The organism is Fusibacter sp. QWL-12 (assembly GCF_058683495.1).
Genome location: NZ_CM178745.1, coordinates 2,940,200 through 2,957,121, shown reverse-complemented (window position 1 = coordinate 2,957,121; position 16,922 = coordinate 2,940,200). Strand labels below are relative to the sequence as shown.

Annotated in this window: 14 protein-coding genes and 1 riboswitch; of the genes, 4 read left to right on the top strand and 10 right to left on the bottom strand. The window is 36.8% G+C overall.

Annotated features, from left to right (window positions below; genetic code table 11):
• Window positions 1–116: 116 nt before the first annotated feature.
• Window positions 117–1,463, bottom strand: coding sequence for a sigma-54-dependent transcriptional regulator (locus AC4PID_RS14150; protein WP_492132645.1), 1,347 nt, complete (start codon window positions 1,461–1,463; stop codon window positions 117–119).
• The gene (locus AC4PID_RS14145) at window positions 1,438–2,886 is read right to left on the bottom strand and encodes a two-component system sensor histidine kinase NtrB (protein WP_492132644.1); all 1,449 of its coding nucleotides are present in this window, start codon (window positions 2,884–2,886) and stop codon (window positions 1,438–1,440) included. The genes AC4PID_RS14150 and AC4PID_RS14145 overlap by 26 nt, the downstream gene beginning before the upstream one ends.
• Before the next feature lie 78 nt (window positions 2,887–2,964).
• Between AC4PID_RS14145 and AC4PID_RS14140 the strand changes: the two genes are divergently transcribed.
• Window positions 2,965–3,369: a SoxR reducing system RseC family protein gene (locus AC4PID_RS14140; RefSeq protein ID WP_492132643.1), complete on the top strand. Its 405-nt coding sequence runs from the start codon at window positions 2,965–2,967 to the stop codon at window positions 3,367–3,369.
• Window positions 3,370–3,501: 132 nt separating this feature from the next.
• Here the strand turns inward: AC4PID_RS14140 and AC4PID_RS14135 are convergent, their stop codons facing one another.
• Both AC4PID_RS14135 and AC4PID_RS14130 read right to left on the bottom strand, forming a co-directional pair.
• Entirely contained in the window at window positions 3,502–6,048 is a 2,547-nt protein-coding gene (locus AC4PID_RS14135) for a copper-transporting P-type ATPase (protein WP_492132642.1), read from the bottom strand.
• 338 nt (window positions 6,049–6,386) lie between these two features.
• The gene (locus AC4PID_RS14130; RefSeq protein ID WP_492132641.1) at window positions 6,387–8,093 is read right to left on the bottom strand and encodes a methyl-accepting chemotaxis protein; all 1,707 of its coding nucleotides are present in this window, start codon (window positions 8,091–8,093) and stop codon (window positions 6,387–6,389) included.
• Between the two features lie 175 nt (window positions 8,094–8,268).
• Here AC4PID_RS14130 and AC4PID_RS14125 point away from each other — a divergent pair, with 175 nt between their 5' ends.
• Both AC4PID_RS14125 and AC4PID_RS14120 read left to right on the top strand, forming a co-directional pair.
• Window positions 8,269–8,568 carry a CC/Se motif family (seleno)protein gene (locus AC4PID_RS14125; RefSeq protein WP_492132640.1) on the top strand — a complete coding sequence of 100 codons (300 nt, stop codon included), beginning with the start codon at window positions 8,269–8,271 and terminating at the stop codon, window positions 8,566–8,568.
• A 112-nt stretch (window positions 8,569–8,680) separates the two neighbouring features.
• Complete coding sequence (locus tag AC4PID_RS14120) at window positions 8,681–8,938, top strand: hypothetical protein (RefSeq protein WP_492132639.1); 258 nt, start codon at window positions 8,681–8,683, stop codon at window positions 8,936–8,938.
• Window positions 8,939–9,020: 82 nt separating this feature from the next.
• Here the strand turns inward: AC4PID_RS14120 and AC4PID_RS14115 are convergent, their stop codons facing one another.
• Window positions 9,021–9,932, bottom strand: a complete 912-nt coding sequence (locus tag AC4PID_RS14115; RefSeq protein WP_492132638.1) for a homoserine O-succinyltransferase — start codon at window positions 9,930–9,932, stop codon at window positions 9,021–9,023.
• A gap of 47 nt (window positions 9,933–9,979) precedes the next feature.
• A complete protein-coding gene (locus AC4PID_RS14110; protein WP_492132637.1) occupies window positions 9,980–11,284 on the bottom strand; it encodes an O-acetylhomoserine aminocarboxypropyltransferase/cysteine synthase family protein in 1,305 nt (434 codons plus the stop codon).
• Window positions 11,285–11,438: 154 nt separating this feature from the next.
• A riboswitch (SAM riboswitch) is annotated at window positions 11,439–11,536 on the bottom strand.
• A gap of 178 nt (window positions 11,537–11,714) precedes the next feature.
• Between AC4PID_RS14110 and AC4PID_RS14105 the strand changes: the two genes are divergently transcribed.
• Window positions 11,715–12,641, top strand: coding sequence for a hypothetical protein (locus AC4PID_RS14105; RefSeq protein ID WP_492132636.1), 927 nt, complete (start codon window positions 11,715–11,717; stop codon window positions 12,639–12,641).
• On the opposite strand, the gene AC4PID_RS14100 is transcribed toward AC4PID_RS14105, so the two are convergent.
• The 4 genes from AC4PID_RS14100 to AC4PID_RS14085 all read right to left on the bottom strand — a co-directional run bounded on the left by AC4PID_RS14100 (window position 12,626) and on the right by AC4PID_RS14085 (window position 16,796).
• Window positions 12,626–13,735, bottom strand: coding sequence for a DEAD/DEAH box helicase (locus AC4PID_RS14100; RefSeq protein WP_492132635.1), 1,110 nt, complete (start codon window positions 13,733–13,735; stop codon window positions 12,626–12,628). The genes AC4PID_RS14105 and AC4PID_RS14100 overlap by 16 nt on opposite strands.
• Window positions 13,736–13,851: 116 nt before the next feature.
• Complete coding sequence (gene ppk2 / locus AC4PID_RS14095; protein WP_492132634.1) at window positions 13,852–14,658, bottom strand: polyphosphate kinase 2; 807 nt, start codon at window positions 14,656–14,658, stop codon at window positions 13,852–13,854.
• Window positions 14,633–15,481 (bottom strand): GGDEF domain-containing protein, encoded by an 849-nt coding sequence (locus AC4PID_RS14090; protein ID WP_492132633.1) that lies wholly within the window; start codon window positions 15,479–15,481, stop codon window positions 14,633–14,635. Before AC4PID_RS14090 ends, ppk2 begins: the two co-directional genes overlap by 26 nt.
• A 91-nt stretch (window positions 15,482–15,572) precedes the next feature.
• Entirely contained in the window at window positions 15,573–16,796 is a 1,224-nt protein-coding gene (locus AC4PID_RS14085; RefSeq protein ID WP_492132632.1) for an FprA family A-type flavoprotein, read from the bottom strand.
• Between the last annotated feature and the right edge of the window lie 126 nt (window positions 16,797–16,922).

The window sequence follows — 16,922 nt, the reverse complement described above, 5'->3', positions numbered from 1 at the left end:
ACGCAAATATCGTGCCAATTGCTGAATTAAAAAATCCCACAAAATTAATGGCGAAATTAATAATTTCAACATTTAATTGTGGGATTTGCTACACTTGCTGTAGCAAATAATTGTCTTTATTCAATTTTATATTTATCCATCCTATAAAGTAAAGTATGCCTAGTAATACCAAGTAATTCTGCAGCTTTAGTCCTATTTCCATCACATCTATCAAGCGCTTGTACAATAAAAGATTTAATAACCTCATCCATATTAATCCCTTCACTGGGTAGTTGTATTTCAGAATTTTTAAGCTGATAATTTCTGATTTCCAAAGGTAAATCTTTCACTTTGATAATAGAACTGTCATGAAGTATCAAGATACGTTCAACGATATTTTGTAGTTCTCTTATATTACCAGGCCATTGATAATCTATCAAACATGTCCAGACTTCATCTTCTACATCTGGAACCTCTCTATTCATCTCTCCGCAAATTTTTTGAATAAAATACTGTCCTAATAAAGGAATATCCGTCTTTCTCGCTCGTAATGGTGGTACATGAATGGGAATTACATTTAGTCTATAATATAAATCCTCTCTAAAGCTTCCTTCATCAACCATTTTTTTAAGGTCTCTATTAGTAGATGCAATTATTCTGATATCGCATTTTAAAGTTTCAGTTCCACCTACACGTTCATATTCTCTATTCTGAATGACCCTAAGCAGTTTAACTTGTATGTCCATTGGAAGTTCGCCTATCTCGTCCAAGAATATCGTCCCATTCTCAGCTCTCTCAAATTTACCTGGTTTACGAGAAATTGCACCCGTAAAAGCACCTTTCTCGTGGCCAAAAAGCTCACTTTCAATCAATGTTTCAGGGATTGCACCACAATTAACTTTTACAAAGGGTTGGTTAAATCGATTGCTCTTTGAAAATATGGCATTTCCAATGACTTCTTTTCCCGTCCCAGTTTCACCTGTTATTAAAACTACTGCTTCTGTTTTAGCAACTTTTTCGATGATCTCATAGATCTGTACCATAATTGGATTAGTCCCTATAATGCCTGTATTACCAATATCCATTAAGGTTTTCTTAAAGTCGCTAATTTCTTGAGAAAGTCCATTCATTTTAAGTGCTCTCAATATTTGCAGTTTTAAAGCTTCAAGGTCAAAGGGCTTAGATATAAAATCGAAAGCGCCTAATTTCATTGCATCTATTGCATTTTTCATAGTGCCATGAGCGCTAATAATAATAATTGGAATATCCTCGCGGATTTCAATCATAGTTTGTAAAACTTGAATACCTTGTATCTTCGGCATTTTAAGATCTAACAAAACCAGATCCGGATACTCTGTTTTATATTTATCAAGTGCATCTTCGCCGTCTTCTGCTTCTATCACTTTAAATCCAGACGTTGATAATGCATTTTTTAATATCCAACGCATGTTTTTCTCATCATCTGCTATTAGAATTGTCTTCATGTTTTTCCTCCACCTTAGGTAATTCAATAATAAATTGCGTTCCAATACCTACCGTACTATTAACTTTTATTTTACCACCATGATCGTGAATAATACTTTGTGCTGTTGAAAGTCCTAAGCCTGTGCCAGTATCCTTCGTAGTAAAAAAGGGGTCAAACAAATATTTAATCTTATCCTCGCTAATGCCACATCCATTATCACTAATTTTAATTTCTACATCGTTTTCACTTTCTAATGTTGTAATATCAATATAACCTTCCAACGATATGGATTGAATGCCGTTGAGAATAATATTAATCAAAGCTTGAATTATCTTGGGTTTATCTACACAAATTAATATTTTCTCATCTGAACTCACATTAATCTCAACATTATTTTGCTGTGCATAATTTTTAGTAAAATGGGTGACATATTCAATCACCTCCTGAAGATCAATCAAAAGTCTCTGTGACTCCTCTGGTTTAGAAAATACCAACATATCTTGTATTAATCTATTAACTCTGTCAATCTCCTCCAAAATAATCTCAATCCCTTCAGTATCATGAATTACATTATCATGTGTTAATTGTTGAACTATTGCCCTTATTATAGCTAAAGGATTGCGTATTTCATGAGCAACACCACTGGCCATCAATCCAAGTGAAGACAATTTATCGGCTTGGCCTAATTGTTTTTCAAACTCAATGATTTTTGTTATATCACTCATTACAATAACAATTCCTATTTTGCTTTTATTTTGGTCAAACCGAGCTGCAAGTGAGCATGCAAATGTCTTTGTACCCATATTGTCCTTTATAGATATATCTATATCATAGTCGTCTAAATTGCCAAACATCAGTTCATTCAAAACTCTTTCTGATATCCCAAGTTCGATTAATTTGTCTTTTACACTTAATTTTGAAACAGGATTGTTAAATATCTTGCTTGCTAAATCATTTGACTTATTAATTTCAAAATATCGATTTGTCGACAGAACTGCCACAGGAACGGTTTCAATCAGTGCTCGTGTTTCTGACTCTAATGATTCAAGTTGTTCTATTTGTTCTCTTAAAATCCTTTGGTTTTTATTTTGTCTTTCACTATAATAGCCAACGAGTATTCCTATAAAATAAAACATTACAATTTCAAGTATTAAATTAATATAAGTATTAAATTCGTATTGATTCAAAATAAAAAAATGTGGTGAATAGACTAACATCGAAAAAAAGGCGATTCGAATACCACCTTTTATTCCCTTAGTTGAAGCACCCATTAAGATTGGGATATAGTACAACCTTCGATATATATCATGCACTGATGCATTCATAACGATTTGAAAATAATGTACAAAACTAATAACAAGGAGTAAAGCCAGTGCATTTGCATAATTTAAGTTTCGAAATTTATAATAATTCTCTTTAACTGCTTGAATGATTTTTTTCATTTTAAACCTCTTTGGCATATAATTTGCATAATTATATTATTAATAGATTTTTAATTAATATTCTCAGGAGGTGCATATATGTATAAAAATGGTACAGTTGTTTCAATTGCAGATAAAATGGCTGTTATTGAAGTAATTAGAACAAGTGCATGTGGTGAAAATTGCGCATCATGCAAAGGTGGTTGTCAAACTAATGGCATACTTGTAAAAGTCGAAAATACACTAGAAGCACAAAAGGGAGATATCGTAAGGATAGACGCAGATACTAAACGCGTATTAAAATTCAGCAGTGTCTTTTATCTAATTCCGCTAGTATTTTTAATGGTTGGCATACTTGGCACATCAGTTTTCTTAAAAGGTTCTGATCTTGTTTCACTCTTAGTAGGTACATTACTTTTAGCCATCAGTCTATTTTTGATTCATAAACTAACTAAGGATTCACATATCAACTTTAAACTTACAAGCGTAATCAGAAGATTCTAACTGGCGTAGCATATGCTACACATAGTTCATTATAACATACGTTTATTAATGAGAAATAAAATTTGGATAAAAAAACAAGCAGTTAACTATACCTTTATAGATAACTGCTTATTTTGTGTATTAGAAATTACATTACAGTTTAATCTGTCTTATTCTAAGTGCATTGGTTAGTACTGATATAGAACTTAATGTCATGGCTACGCCTGCGATTATTGGATTTAATAATCCTATCGCTGCTATTGGAATTCCTATAATGTTATAGATAAATGCAAAGAATAAGTTTTCATTAATATTTTTCATAACTTTTACACTCAATTGCTTTGCTTTCACAATTCCATTTAAATCTCCACTAATTAAAGTAATATCTGCACTTTCCATAGCTATGTCGGTTCCAGTCCCCATTGCAATACCTATATCTGCTAAGGCTATCGCTGGTGAATCATTGATTCCATCGCCAGCCATGCTTACAATCGAACCGTTTTCTTGTAAACTCTTAACTTTTTCAAATTTATCATCTGGTAAACAATCAGATTGATACGAATCAAGATTAAGTGTCTCAGCGACTGATTTGGCAGTAACTTCGTTGTCACCCGTTAACATTATTACTTTAACACCTAAATCATGAAGACCTTTTACAGCATTTAGTGATGATTCTTTAATTGGATCATGAACACTGACAATTCCAAGTATTTTTGAAGGATCCATAAGATACATTACAGTTTGGCCTATTGATTGCATCTTTCTAATTTCATCCTGATTTGAAATGAGTTTCATCCCTAGCCTGTTAACAAGCTTTTCATTTCCAAGTGCATATTTCAAACCGTTAATATCTGCAAAAACACCTTCCCCTGTTATCATTTTGAAATTTTCAGTTTTATACAAACTAATTCGCTTCTCTGATGCTGCTTTCACAATAGAAATCGCTAATGGATGCTCACTATTATTATCAATTGATGCTGCCAATTTTAAAATTTCATCCTCCGTGATACTTTCAAATGATGTTGTCGACTTAAAGGTAGGTTTACCAATTGTTAAAGTACCTGTCTTGTCTACTAATACAGTGTCAACTTTTCTCATTTGTTCAATTGCAGCAGCGTTCTTAATTAAAATACCATTTTGAGCACCTTTTCCTGTTCCAACCATTATTGAAACAGGAGTTGCTAAGCCCAATGCACAAGGACAAGCAATGATTAACACAGCTATAGAGTTTAATAATCCTGACTGCCAATTACCATAAAATAACCCCCAAACAAAAAATGTTAAAATAGAAAATGCGATAACCAATGGAACAAAATACCCTGCAACTCTATCTGCAACCTTCTGAATTGGCGCTTTAGAAATTGATGCTTCGTTAACCATTTGAATTATTCTAGCGAGTACAGTATCTCCACCTACTTGCTTCGCTTCCATAATAAAACTACCATTTATGTTTATTGTACCACCAGTGACTTTTGAATGAACACTGACCTCTTTTGGAATAGGCTCACCTGTAATCATTGATTCATCTACGACACCATCACCTTCAATAATAACGCCATCAACTGGAATTTTGTTTCCAGGTTTTACTTTTACTAGATCATCAACCACTACATCATTCAGATTTAATTCAATTTCTTCATCTTGACGAATGACAATAGCTGTTGTTGGAACAAGATTCAAAAGTTCTTTTATTGCTGAACTTGTCTTAGAATGCGCTCTTAGTTCTAACATTTGTCCAAGAATTACTAAAGTCAGAATAATTACAGTCGTTTCATAATAAACTGCTGGATAACCATCCATCATAGCAGTTGCTTGAGGGATAAATGAAGGAAACAAAGTTCCAATTACGCTAAACAGCCACGCAATTATAGTACCTAATCCAATTAATGTAAACATATTAAAGTTTCGCCCTTTTAAACTACGAATAGCTTTTTTATAAATAAAGGTAGATGTATAGAGTACCACAGGTAATGATAATATTAACTGTAAAGTGAGATTTAACCTTCTTGTAAATAAAGTCGATATGACATTACTTAGACCTGGTATTAATTCTCCCATTGCTAACATCAAAATCGGTATTGAGAAGATTGTTGAAATGATTAGCCGCCGTTTCATTTTTTGGTAAGCAACATACCCTGAATCGTCATTTTCATTATATTCTCCAAAAGAAACTAACTCAATCAGGTGCATACCACAAATAGGGCAATCACCTGGATTAGGATAAGTTTTATTTTCTTCACACCTCATAGGGCAAATATATTTTTTTTCATTCTTTTTATTTGAAAAAGTAATCCTACTACTATAATTTTTTTCTTCAAAAGTACATTGACTTTCATTTTCACATCTTCCGTCACAATTCGACTCTCCACACAAGCAAACACTTGGATTTTTATAGCTTTGATGTTCAAGGTTTAATGGATCTAAATGTTCATGGTGTACATGGTGTTCGTGATGTTCGTGATGTTCGTGGTGTTCGTGGTGTTCTTGGTGTTCTTGGTGTTCGTGGTGTTCTTGGTGTTCTTGGTGTTCTTGGTGTTCTTGGTGTTTTTGGTGATCATGGTGTTCTTGTTCAATACCATGAATGTTCTTGTTATTAATATTAGAATCACTTAAGTCTTTTAAATGCATACCACAAATCGGACATTTACCAGGTTGATCATAAAATTTTCCTTTTTCACAATTCATTGGACATTGATACATGTAATCCTCCTTAATATGTTTTTGTTTTATATACCCATATTAAAATATTAGAGCCACATTTATTAATTATGTAACAACACAGGTTATTTTTTCAGCTATTGATCAGCATATTTCATGTCAAAATATCAAACAAATCCAAATATAATCAATAGCAATATTATATATAATATTGATGCCGTAGAACCACTATTGGCAAGTAATTAAAAATAACAAGAGGAGATTATATTATAAATATTGATCTCCTCTGTCCTTAATAAATTGAAAACAAATCACATGCGTACATTAATATTTTACAATTTATATAATAACTAAATTAAACTAAATTAAAGTTTAATTTATTAAAATTTAAATTTTTGAATACTGTTATAAATCTCTTCGGATAATCTCAATTGAGCATTAGACATTTCTAGCACACTGTTAAATGCGTCAGCTGCAGTTTCTAAATTGCTTAAAATCGACTCAGAATTCAAAGCTGAAATTTGTGTTGTGGTAGAAACTATTTCCAAAGAGTTACTCGTTTGTTCAATTGCATTTAATATAAACTGACTCCCAGTAGATATTTCTTTAGACATATTCATAATGAAATTTGAATCTTCTTGATATTTCATTGCTGTCTCTAAAAAATTTGTATAATCAACAAGCACACTTTCATTAATAAAATCTAATAGACCAGTAGAATTTTCAGTTAGATTTGAAAAGGCTGTTTTTACTTGTGTTATTACCTCTCTAATACTGGATACATTAACAGAAGATTGTTCGGCTAATTTTCTAATTTCGTCAGCAACGACAGCAAACCCTTTTCCCATTTCTCCAGCTCTAGCAGATTCAATAGCTGCATTTAAAGCTAATAAATTAGTTTGTGATGCAATTGCAGCAATTGAGTCAGCCATTATACCAATTTCTTCAACTACTTTTCCAATTTCAATAGCTTCTAAGATGACTTTTTTCTTATCTTCAAAAACTGCTTTGGACTGTATGATCGCTTTCTCACTATTCTCTTTAATCTTTTTTGCTCTCATCTGGATGTTTACAGATTCTTGATCACCTTCGCTAGCTTTATATGATAGATCATTTGTGTTCGCGTTTATTTCTTCAACAGTAGCATTTATTTCTTGCGTAGTTGCACTTAGTTCAACAGCACCGACTGAAATTCCTTTTGTGGCTTCCTTAATGCTGTTCAATTGTAAAAATAAGGAATTGTTAAGTTCTTTAGATGCTATACTCATGTTATTCATGTTTTCAGAAGTTGACATGAGCGTTTTAATCAACTCAATAGTATTCTCTCTTGCTTTATTTAATGCAAGAGAGAGTTTTCCGATTTCATCATTTGACTCGATTATAATTTCCTGACTTAAATCTCCAACACTAAATGTATTGGCAAATTTTAATATATGGCTTAATTGCTTTAAAATACTTTTAGAAATTAAGATACCTAAAATCAGTGATATTGTAATTCCCAAAAAAGAAAGCAATAAAGTAATTCCAACCGCTTGCTTATATATTTCTGCATTCTTTTGGCTTGCGTCCTCTGCTTCACCCATGTTCAAATCAATTAGCTTGTTAATACTTTCAAATGTAACGCCACGCGCCGCATTAGCTTTAATAATTAGTTCATCTATTTTGTTTGTATTATTTTGATTTATTGCACTTAATAACTCATCCCGAATCATCATGTAAGCCTCATGGTTAGATGAAAATTCTTTAATCAAAGTTCCTTCTTCATTTTGCATGGTCATTTTATCAAACTCATTAATTAGCATCATATTTTTCTCACTCAGATGGTCTATTTCATCTTTAAGAGTATTTGTAATAGTTGAATCGTGAATGCTAACAAGTGAAACTAAATCGCTATGAATTTGAAGAAAATTTTCTTTTATTTCACCTATTTCTCTAATATGCATCAAATTATCCTCATACATGACAATTGAATTTTGGTTGACTTCATTCAATTGGAATAGGTTCAAAAAACTCATAACAATCATTATAATCATTGATACAGCAGAAATAAGAATCAATTTATAGCTTATTTTTAATTTTCTTAACATAAAAGCCTCCGCATTATTTTCTTTACAAAGAATATAATATCATTATGACAGAATTATGACATGTCAACAATATTTATTGTTTTAATATGACTATATTTAATCAACAAAATAATTGGCATCGTTTTTGCATAATTTATAGTTAAGGTATCAATAAATAACAAAGGAGGAAATTAAAATGAATATCAACATTAACATTGAGGAGGCTGTAATCAATTATCTTCAAAAGAAAAAAAATGATAGTTTTGCAGTCAATATTACAACATCTGGCGGTGGCTGCTGTCCAACTTTTGAAATCGCTGAAATTGAATTAGGCAAACCAAAAGATATAAACACATATGATATTTATCAATCCAACGGTATTACCATATTTATGTCTAAAAAAGCGATTATTATATCTACATTAGCTTTTAGCCTACAAAAGAATATTTTTACAAACTCAATAATTGTATCTGGTCTTTCATTAAAAAGAAGATAGTTTAAATATAATTACTATATGCAACAGTAACTGTGTGAAATGACACAGTTGATTTAAGCTTTTATTGAAATACCAAATTATAAAATATTTATTATTAGAAGGAGTAACCAATATGGAAAATGACAATTCTAAGAATCTAGAAGTTAAAAAAAATCAAAGTGATTGCCACTCTTCTGAATCATCATCACACGGTAGTAACCACAGTAAGCACATGCTAATGATGTTATTATGTTGTTTAATCCCAATTGTACTTATTTTTTTACTCCCAGTTTTGGGGGTAACAGGTGGTGCGTATAGATGGTTATTGCTTCTAATGTGTCCACTAATGCATGTAGGAATGATGTTATTTTCTAAAGATCATCGCCGTTAATGATCTTTGTTTGTCCCTAAAAAAACACCATCTGATCAACTATATTGAATGATCAGATGGTGTTTTTAATTTAAATACTTAATTATTCAAGTTGTTCAAACGGTGTTTCCTGATACACATAATAGTTCAGCCAATTGGAAAACAGCAGATGTGCATGTGAACGCCATGAAACGCTGACCCCTTTCGCAGGCTGATTGTCTACAAAGTAGTACTTCGGTGCCGTAATCGGCAGTCCCTTATCTAAGTCTCTAAAGTATTCAAGCCCAAGTGTTTCCGCATCGTACTCAGAGTGACCAGTGGCGTACACTTCTCGTCCATCCTTCGATACGATCAAGCCGACACCAGACTCTTCAGAATACGCAATCACCTCAAGGTTTGAAACGCTTTCTATATCTGTGAGCTTCACCTCTGTGTGTCTGGACTGTGGGATGTTAAACGTATCATCAAAGCCCCTTAACAGTTTGACGTGTTTTTGCACACATTTGTGTTCAAAGACGCCAAAGCATTTGGCGTTCAGTGGATATTTAGGAATGCCGTAGTGCTTGTAAAGAGCAGCTTGTGCGCCCCAGCAGATATGGAAAGTGGCGAAGCCGTGGTGTCTTGACCAGTCTAAGATCTCCTCAAGCTCGTTCCAGTAGCTCACCTCTTCAAATGTGAGGTTCTCCACTGGTGCACCTGTGATGACAAGTCCATCAAAATTCAGATGCTTGACCTTTGAAAATGGGACGTAAAACCTTTTAAGATATTCTTTTGTCGTGTTTTGTGGCACGTGACCGTCAAGCTGAATCAAGACGATTTCAGTTTGAAGTGGCGAGTTACCCAAAACTCTAAGGAGCTGGGTTTCGGTCACTTCCTTCGTCGGCATAAGATTGAGTATGCCGATGCGAAGCGGTCTTATGTCCTGATGAATCGCACGAAACTCAGTCATGGTAAAGATATTTTCCGATGCTAACTGGACAGCAGCTGGTAGGTCGTTTGGGATAATAATTGGCATCTATTTGCTCCTTTCACTAAGCAGATCTATACTGACTTCGTTTCGGTTTATAATTGTGAGGCTTCAAGTGCCTGAGAAAGGTCAGCGATAAGATCATCGCCATTTTCTATACCGATAGAGATACGGATTAAATCTGGTGTGACGCCTGCCTTAAAGAGCTCTGCTTCGCCTAACTGTGAGTGCGTGGTACTCGCCGGGTGAATCACCAGTGATTTAGCATCGGCTACGTTTGCTAGTAACGAAAAGATTTCTAAAGCTTCAATGAATTTTTTTCCTGCCTCTGTGCCACCTTTTATACCGAAGGTAAAGATTGAGCCGCAGCCTTTTGGGAAGAATTTCGTCGCCAGATCAAAGTATGGCGAGCTTTCAAGTGCAGGGTATTTGACCCAGCTTACCGCTTCGTGATTTTCTAAAAACTTAGCGATTTTAGTAGCGTTTGATACGTGTCTCTCTACTCTTAGCGAAAGTGTCTCTAAGCCTTGTAAAAGCAAGAATGCATTAAATGGACTGAGGCAAGCACCTGTATCTCTGAGCAGTTGTACGCGTGCTTTCGTGATGTAGGCTGCTGCACCGACGTCCTGTGCATACCTGATACCATGGTAGCTTTCATCTGGCTCTGTTAATCCAGAGAATTTGCCCGAAGCTGCCCAATCAAAGTTGCCTGAATCGACGATGAGGCCACCGATAGAGTTACCATGGCCACCGATAAACTTCGTCGCAGAGTGAACTACGATATCTGCTCCGTGCTCAAAGGGTCTAAACAAATATGGGGTTGCAAAGGTGTTATCCACGATGAGCGGTATGCCATGTGTGTGTGCCACTTTTGCTAATTTCTCAATATTGAGGATGTTGATCTCCGGATTGCCGATTGCCTCTACTAAAATCGCTTTGGTTTTTTCAGTAATCGCTTTTTCAAATGCATCCACAGAGTTTGGATTTTCAGGATCAGGGGTTACGAAGTTCGTCTTAATCCCAAACTTAGGTAGCGTCACCTTCAATAAGTTGTAAGTACCGCCGTAAAGTGTCGTAGCCGCCACCACTTCATCGCCCACCTCAGCGATGTTTTGAATCGCATAGGAAATCGCTGCAGAGCCAGATGCTACTGCAAGTGCGCCGATACCGCCCTCTAAAAGCGCAATGCGTTTTTCAAGAACGTCTGTTGTCGGATTCATAATTCTCGTATAAATATTGCCTTCCGCCTTTAAAGCAAAAAGGTCTGCAGCATGCTGAACGTCGTTAAAGACGTATGAAGTGGTTTGATAAATTGGGACCGCTCTTGAACCAGTTGTAGGGTCTGCAACTTGACCACCATGTACTTGTAATGTCTCGAATCTCAAATGTTTTTCACTCATGTCTTTCTCCTTTTTTAAGCCTATCCTCGGCTGATCTAATATCAAACTAAAAGTCCTCAGACATAGCGTCTTTAGATTTTCCCACAAGCAAGATTGTGGCTAAATAAAAAAGACCTCTTTCCTAGAAAGAGGTCAAAACATGCGGATTCGTCCTCTCTCATCTCTCAGGTTTTTACCTGCAGGAATTAGCACCATGCTTTCGCTGGTTGCCGGGCATCATAGGGCCTGTCCCTCCGCCACTCTGGATAAGAGTATCTTGTTATTCGGTTTTTCCTATCTTAGCACCTACCGTTTTTCATGTCAATATTTTTTTATATTGGGTATCATAATAAAATCATACATAATATCCGTGCGTAAAAGATAGTAAGGTGAACAAAACCTTTATTATAAGCTACAAATAGAAATTGGGGAATGACAATAAGGAGGTCTTATGAAAGTACTTGCTTGGCTAAAAGAAGGAGATCCAGTCATTGAAACACTTACCAAACGGCATTTGGAAAACGAGCCTGTGCTATCTGAAACGCATGGGTATATTCAGCGTTATATCGATCTATACGACCCTTCAACTCGGCTCTGGGGAGGCGGTGTCTACGGTCCGAAATGGATCTCCACACACTATACCTTGATGGAACTAAAATACATGGCCATCGATCCTGATCATTCTTATTACCACGAGGGGCTCTCTCACGTCATCGATTATGAATGGGTGGCTGATGACCCACTTAAAGTGGACATGTGTATCATCGGCATGCTCGTCGGGCTTTCTGCATACGGTCACTCAAAAGACCCTCGACTGCTTGAAATGATCGACTTTATCATAGAGAATCAACAGCCTGACGGTGGATGGAACTGCCGCTATCACCCTAAAAGGGGTGGATCGAAAAAAAGTTCACTCCACACGACACTCTCAGTGCTTGAGGGCTTTGCAGAGGTGCTAAAAAATTGCTATCCCTACAAGCGTGACCGTATCGAAAAATGTCTACAGGACGGTGAAGCATTCATTCTTAAAAAGCGCTTTTTCCGCCGTGAAAGTACGGGCGAAGCCATCCATCCACGTTTTACCCAGTTTCACTATCCACCTCGCTGGTACTACGATATGCCTCGCGCATTAGAGTACTTTGTAGACATGAAAAGACCCTATTCTAGCATCATGGATGAGTCACTTGATCTCATCGAAAAAGCAATAGAAAAGGGCTATGTTTCAAAGGGAACACAATATTCTGGAAAGGTCCACTTTCCTCTTGAAGAAGGACGTGGAGGGCGTTTTAATACACTGAGAGCACTGAAGATATTAAGAGCCTATCGCCCCTTAAAATACCATGAAATTATCTGCTCAGAGTATCAGTTTCCCAAGTGAATCTGTTTGATTGACTGACCGATAAAGGCTTCAATTGCTTGGAGCCTTTTTTCATCCTTTCCAGTCAAGAAGGTATAGGCGACGCCTATCTGTCCAGCGCGCCCACTACGACCGATACGGTGGACGTAATTTTCAGGCTCATCGGGTAAATTATAATTAAACACATGGCTGACGCCCTCAATGTCAAGGCCTCTTGCAGCCACGTCTGTAGCAACCAAATAGCTAAGTTTATTATCTCTAAAAAGCTGCATCACCGCTTCACGTTTGGCTTGTGTTAGTCCGCCATGAAGGGCATCTACATCAAAACCATCCTGTAGCATCTCCTTAGTCAGCGTTTCCACGCCGATTCTTGAGCGACAGAAGATAACTGCTTTTTGCGGATAATTCTGTTTAAAAATCTGCTTAAAGTCATGGTATTTTCTACGGTTAGAGGTAAGTACCACGTATTGATCGATGGCATCCAGTGTGATTTGTTTTCTTGGAGCAGTCATCGCTACAGGATTATTCAAAGCTTTTTCTGCAAAGCGATCCACACTTTGAGATAGCGTCGCTGAAAAACAGAGCGTCTGTCTTTCAGGATTGGTTTGATCGATTATCGCGTAGAGCTCTTCTCTAAAACCAATTTGAAAGAGTTGATCGGCTTCATCTACAACTAACGTATCTAGGGTACTAAAATTCAGTTTTTCTCTTCTTAAGTAATCTAAAATACGACCGGGGGTACCGATTACCAGCTGTGCTTCACCGCCGTATTTGTGAAGCTGAGCCATGATATCTTGGCCACCATAAGCCGCTAGAAGTTTAACTGGGTAAGCCTGTGTTAACTGCTTTGCCACCGAAGCAATCTGCAAAGCCAATTCTCTCGTGGGTGCAATGACAAGGGCTTGTGTTCTCGAATCCTCAAGGTTAATCCTTTCAAAAATCGGCAGTAAAAATGCCAAGGTTTTCCCCGTACCCGTCTGAGCCTCACCTAACACATCTTTTCCCTTTAACACTTCAGGGATACACATGGCTTGTATCGGTGTTGGGTCGATAATGCCCATCTCTTCAAGGCGTGTCACTAGCATATATGAAAGTCCTAATTTATAAAATGACATAAGAATCTCCTACCATTCATTTGGCTCAGCATGAACAATCATTTGGCTCAACGTGAGCATTCATTTGGCTCTGAATGAGCCTTCATAAGTATGCTATGACTTGACCTAAAAGTCAATTAATCCTTTTTATGCTTTTTTGCATACTCGCTCGCATAGTCGGGGACAAACTTCATCGTATCCATAGGCGGACGGACATAGCCGGCATTTTCTTGTCGTTTTGGTAGTTCGATTTTCTTATGTTTAAGTGGCTCATAAGGGATCATGGCGAGCAAATGTGAGATACAGTTGATTCTCGCATTTCGCTTTATGTCTGAATCAATTACATACCAAGGTGAGGTTTCAGTATCCGTGTACTGGAACATCACATCCTTTGCCTTTGAATACTCAACCCATTTTGAACGCGCTTCAAGATCCATATCACTGAGTTTCCATTGTTTGGTTACGTCGTCGATGCGGTCTTGGAATCTTTGTTCCTGTTCCTCATCAGAAACAGAAAACCAATACTTAATCAAGATAATTCCAGAACGGATTAACATATCTTCAAACTCTGGAACGGATTTAAGAAACTCCCAGTACTCTTCATCGGAGCAAAATCCCATAACGCGTTCAACGCCTGCACGATTATACCAGCTTCTATCAAATAGGACAATTTCACCGGCACTTGGCAGATGTGAGACGTATCTTTGAAAATACCACTGTGTTTGCTCTTTTTCTGTAGGCTTTGGTAGAGCAACGACTCGACAGGTTCTAGGGTTTAGGCTTTCAGTGATGCGCTTAATTGCACCGCCTTTACCAGCCGCATCTCTCCCCTCAAACAGAACGACCACTCTCAAGCCTTTATAAACCACCCATTCTTGTAGCTTCACAAGTTCGACTTGTAAGTGTTCCAGCCTTTTTTCATAGAGTTCTTTCGTCAGTTTCATTTAACACCTCGTACTTTCTCTTTTTGTTTTCATACATCTTTTGATCAGCAATTCGATAAGCCTCTTTAAGGTTATCTCTCGATTGACAAAGCTCGTAACCGATGGAAATCGACAGCCATTCTTGCGGTTCAAGGGTTTGATTGAGCTTTTCAAGTTGACTTTCAACTCTAAGTAAAATTTCTAAAGCACCTTGTTCGTCGCACTCTTGTGCGATGGCACAAAACTCATCGCCGCCCACACGTGCGAGTACATCATAGGCTCTCAAACTTTTATGTAGGACGTCTGCAGTTTCTTTAATTTGAATATCTCCTGCTGCATGTCCCAATCGATCGTTAACACGCTTGAGTCCATCAATATCTGCAATAAACAGACACACTGGAAAGCCCAAATGACCTTGGAACACATGATCGAGCTTTCGTCGGTTATAAACGCCTGTCAACGCATCGTGTGAACTTTCTTGGGAGAGTTTTTCAATCTCCTTCTGATACAGAATCTCTCTTTCACATAATACCTGCATTAATAAAGCAATCAAGACCAACATCCCAGCACGTAGAATGACGGTTAATTCAATTTCACCTACGATTAGCCACTCAAGAAGGATATGATAGATGCCAAAGACGATACCGAGGATCGTGGTGGTTTGTAACTGCCACAAGGCTGATAAAGCAATGGGCAGATAAAAAAGATGCGCATAAATTCGGTCGGTCTTAAAGACAAACGCAAAAAGAGTAGACATCATCAATGTGACAACTACAAGAAAAACGAGCTTAGAACGCCGACTGATTCTCTTAAGTTTTTGTCCATTTGAATTTTGCCTACTCATACATCACTAACCACCTAAATTTATTTGATGGTTATATACCCATAATTTTTTTATTTTACACAGTATTTAGAAACTGCTTTATGATACTTATTTAGTTTGCTGATTCACACTGCTTAACCAGTTCAATCAACTCAAGCGTTTGCTGTTTGACGATTTCCAGACTCTCATCGGTTGCTCGACCTTTAAACTCATGTGGCTCAATAAAGGTCCAATTCATTCTATATTTCTCTAAAATTTCATCGAGTTCTTTCTGTGCCCCTCCGGACCAACCGAATGAACCAAATCTAAAGCCCAACCTACAATGTGCTTTTTTTCTACCGATTTCTTCTAAAACTGCTGCCATAGGTGGAAACATCTTGTATTCGTAGGTTGGCATCGCAAGAATTACACCCTTAGAAGTCCAAACAGAGGTTAAAACCTCTCCCCAGCTAGAATCAGGTACTCGATGCACTTCATAGGTTATACCAGAAGCTTTAAGTACTGACTCAGCCACTTTCACAGCGGCTTCTGTCATACCGTACATACTGCCCCATAATAGTGTGATCTTCTGTTCGCCACCCTTTTGACAATTCGCCAAAGAACGGTACTTTTCTATAATCCAGTCGATCTGCGTATCCCAGAGCAGCCCATGACCAGGCGCAATTCTACTGATCTCAATCCCATCACATTTTTCTATCGCCTTTAGTACAAAGGGTGAAAAAGCACCGATGATGTTGGAATAATAGCGATCAATATCACGAGTAAAGCTTTTTAGCTCATCTACCGTATACTCCGAAGCATTGGATTTTTCATATGTGCCAAACATACCAAACGCATCACAGCTAAACACCGTCTGACTGTTAACCTCATAGGTGAGCATCGCATCTGGCCAATGGACATGAGGGATGGTGATAAAGTTCAATTTTTTCCCATTCCCAAGATTGAGTTCAGAGCCGTCCTTCACCACATGAATGGTTTCGTTATCACCATAATAGGAGCGATAAAGCTCTGCTCCCTTGTCGGTACATACGACTTCAAAATCAGAGTGAATCTTCTTAAAAGGCTCGATCCATCCCGAATGGTCTGGCTCTAAGTGGTTGAGAATCAAATACTTGACCTTTTTTACATCTAAATTAAGGGAATCAAATAACTGAAACAGTGTTTCTGGGACGCCATCCCAGCCACAGACGCCATCTATAATTGCGATATCATCGCCATGTACGATATAAGAATTCAGTGTGACACCATTTGGCATTTCCCAAAGACCTTCAAAGAGTATATCTTTTACATCGATTGTTAATTGATCAATTCCTTCATGAATGCGTTGGGTTTTCATAGTTTTCTCCTTCGTTAATAATTTAACTTTGCGTTTCGAACATTTTATTGATAATATTTCTCAATTGAATTATACCAGTAAAAACCTATCTTTAAACATTAAAAAAGTGAAATATAAAAACCCAAT

Excerpts from the sequence above, each read along its gene's own strand:
- AC4PID_RS14150 (WP_492132645.1), bottom strand. The coding sequence starts at position 1,463 with ATGAAGACAATTCTAATAGCAGATGATGAGAAAAACATGCGTTGGATA.
- AC4PID_RS14145 (WP_492132644.1), bottom strand. The coding sequence starts at position 2,886 with ATGAAAAAAATCATTCAAGCAGTTAAAGAGAATTATTATAAATTTCGA.
- AC4PID_RS14140 (WP_492132643.1), top strand. The coding sequence starts at position 2,965 with ATGTATAAAAATGGTACAGTTGTTTCAATTGCAGATAAAATGGCTGTT.
- AC4PID_RS14135 (WP_492132642.1), bottom strand. The coding sequence starts at position 6,048 with ATGTATCAATGTCCAATGAATTGTGAAAAAGGAAAATTTTATGATCAA.
- AC4PID_RS14130 (WP_492132641.1), bottom strand. The coding sequence starts at position 8,093 with ATGTTAAGAAAATTAAAAATAAGCTATAAATTGATTCTTATTTCTGCT.
- AC4PID_RS14125 (WP_492132640.1), top strand. The coding sequence starts at position 8,269 with ATGAATATCAACATTAACATTGAGGAGGCTGTAATCAATTATCTTCAA.
- AC4PID_RS14120 (WP_492132639.1), top strand. The coding sequence starts at position 8,681 with ATGGAAAATGACAATTCTAAGAATCTAGAAGTTAAAAAAAATCAAAGT.
- AC4PID_RS14115 (WP_492132638.1), bottom strand. The coding sequence starts at position 9,932 with ATGCCAATTATTATCCCAAACGACCTACCAGCTGCTGTCCAGTTAGCA.
- AC4PID_RS14110 (WP_492132637.1), bottom strand. The coding sequence starts at position 11,284 with ATGAGTGAAAAACATTTGAGATTCGAGACATTACAAGTACATGGTGGT.
- AC4PID_RS14105 (WP_492132636.1), top strand. The coding sequence starts at position 11,715 with ATGAAAGTACTTGCTTGGCTAAAAGAAGGAGATCCAGTCATTGAAACA.
- AC4PID_RS14100 (WP_492132635.1), bottom strand. The coding sequence starts at position 13,735 with ATGTCATTTTATAAATTAGGACTTTCATATATGCTAGTGACACGCCTT.
- ppk2 (WP_492132634.1), bottom strand. The coding sequence starts at position 14,658 with ATGAAACTGACGAAAGAACTCTATGAAAAAAGGCTGGAACACTTACAA.
- AC4PID_RS14090 (WP_492132633.1), bottom strand. The coding sequence starts at position 15,481 with ATGAGTAGGCAAAATTCAAATGGACAAAAACTTAAGAGAATCAGTCGG.
- AC4PID_RS14085 (WP_492132632.1), bottom strand. The coding sequence starts at position 16,796 with ATGAAAACCCAACGCATTCATGAAGGAATTGATCAATTAACAATCGAT.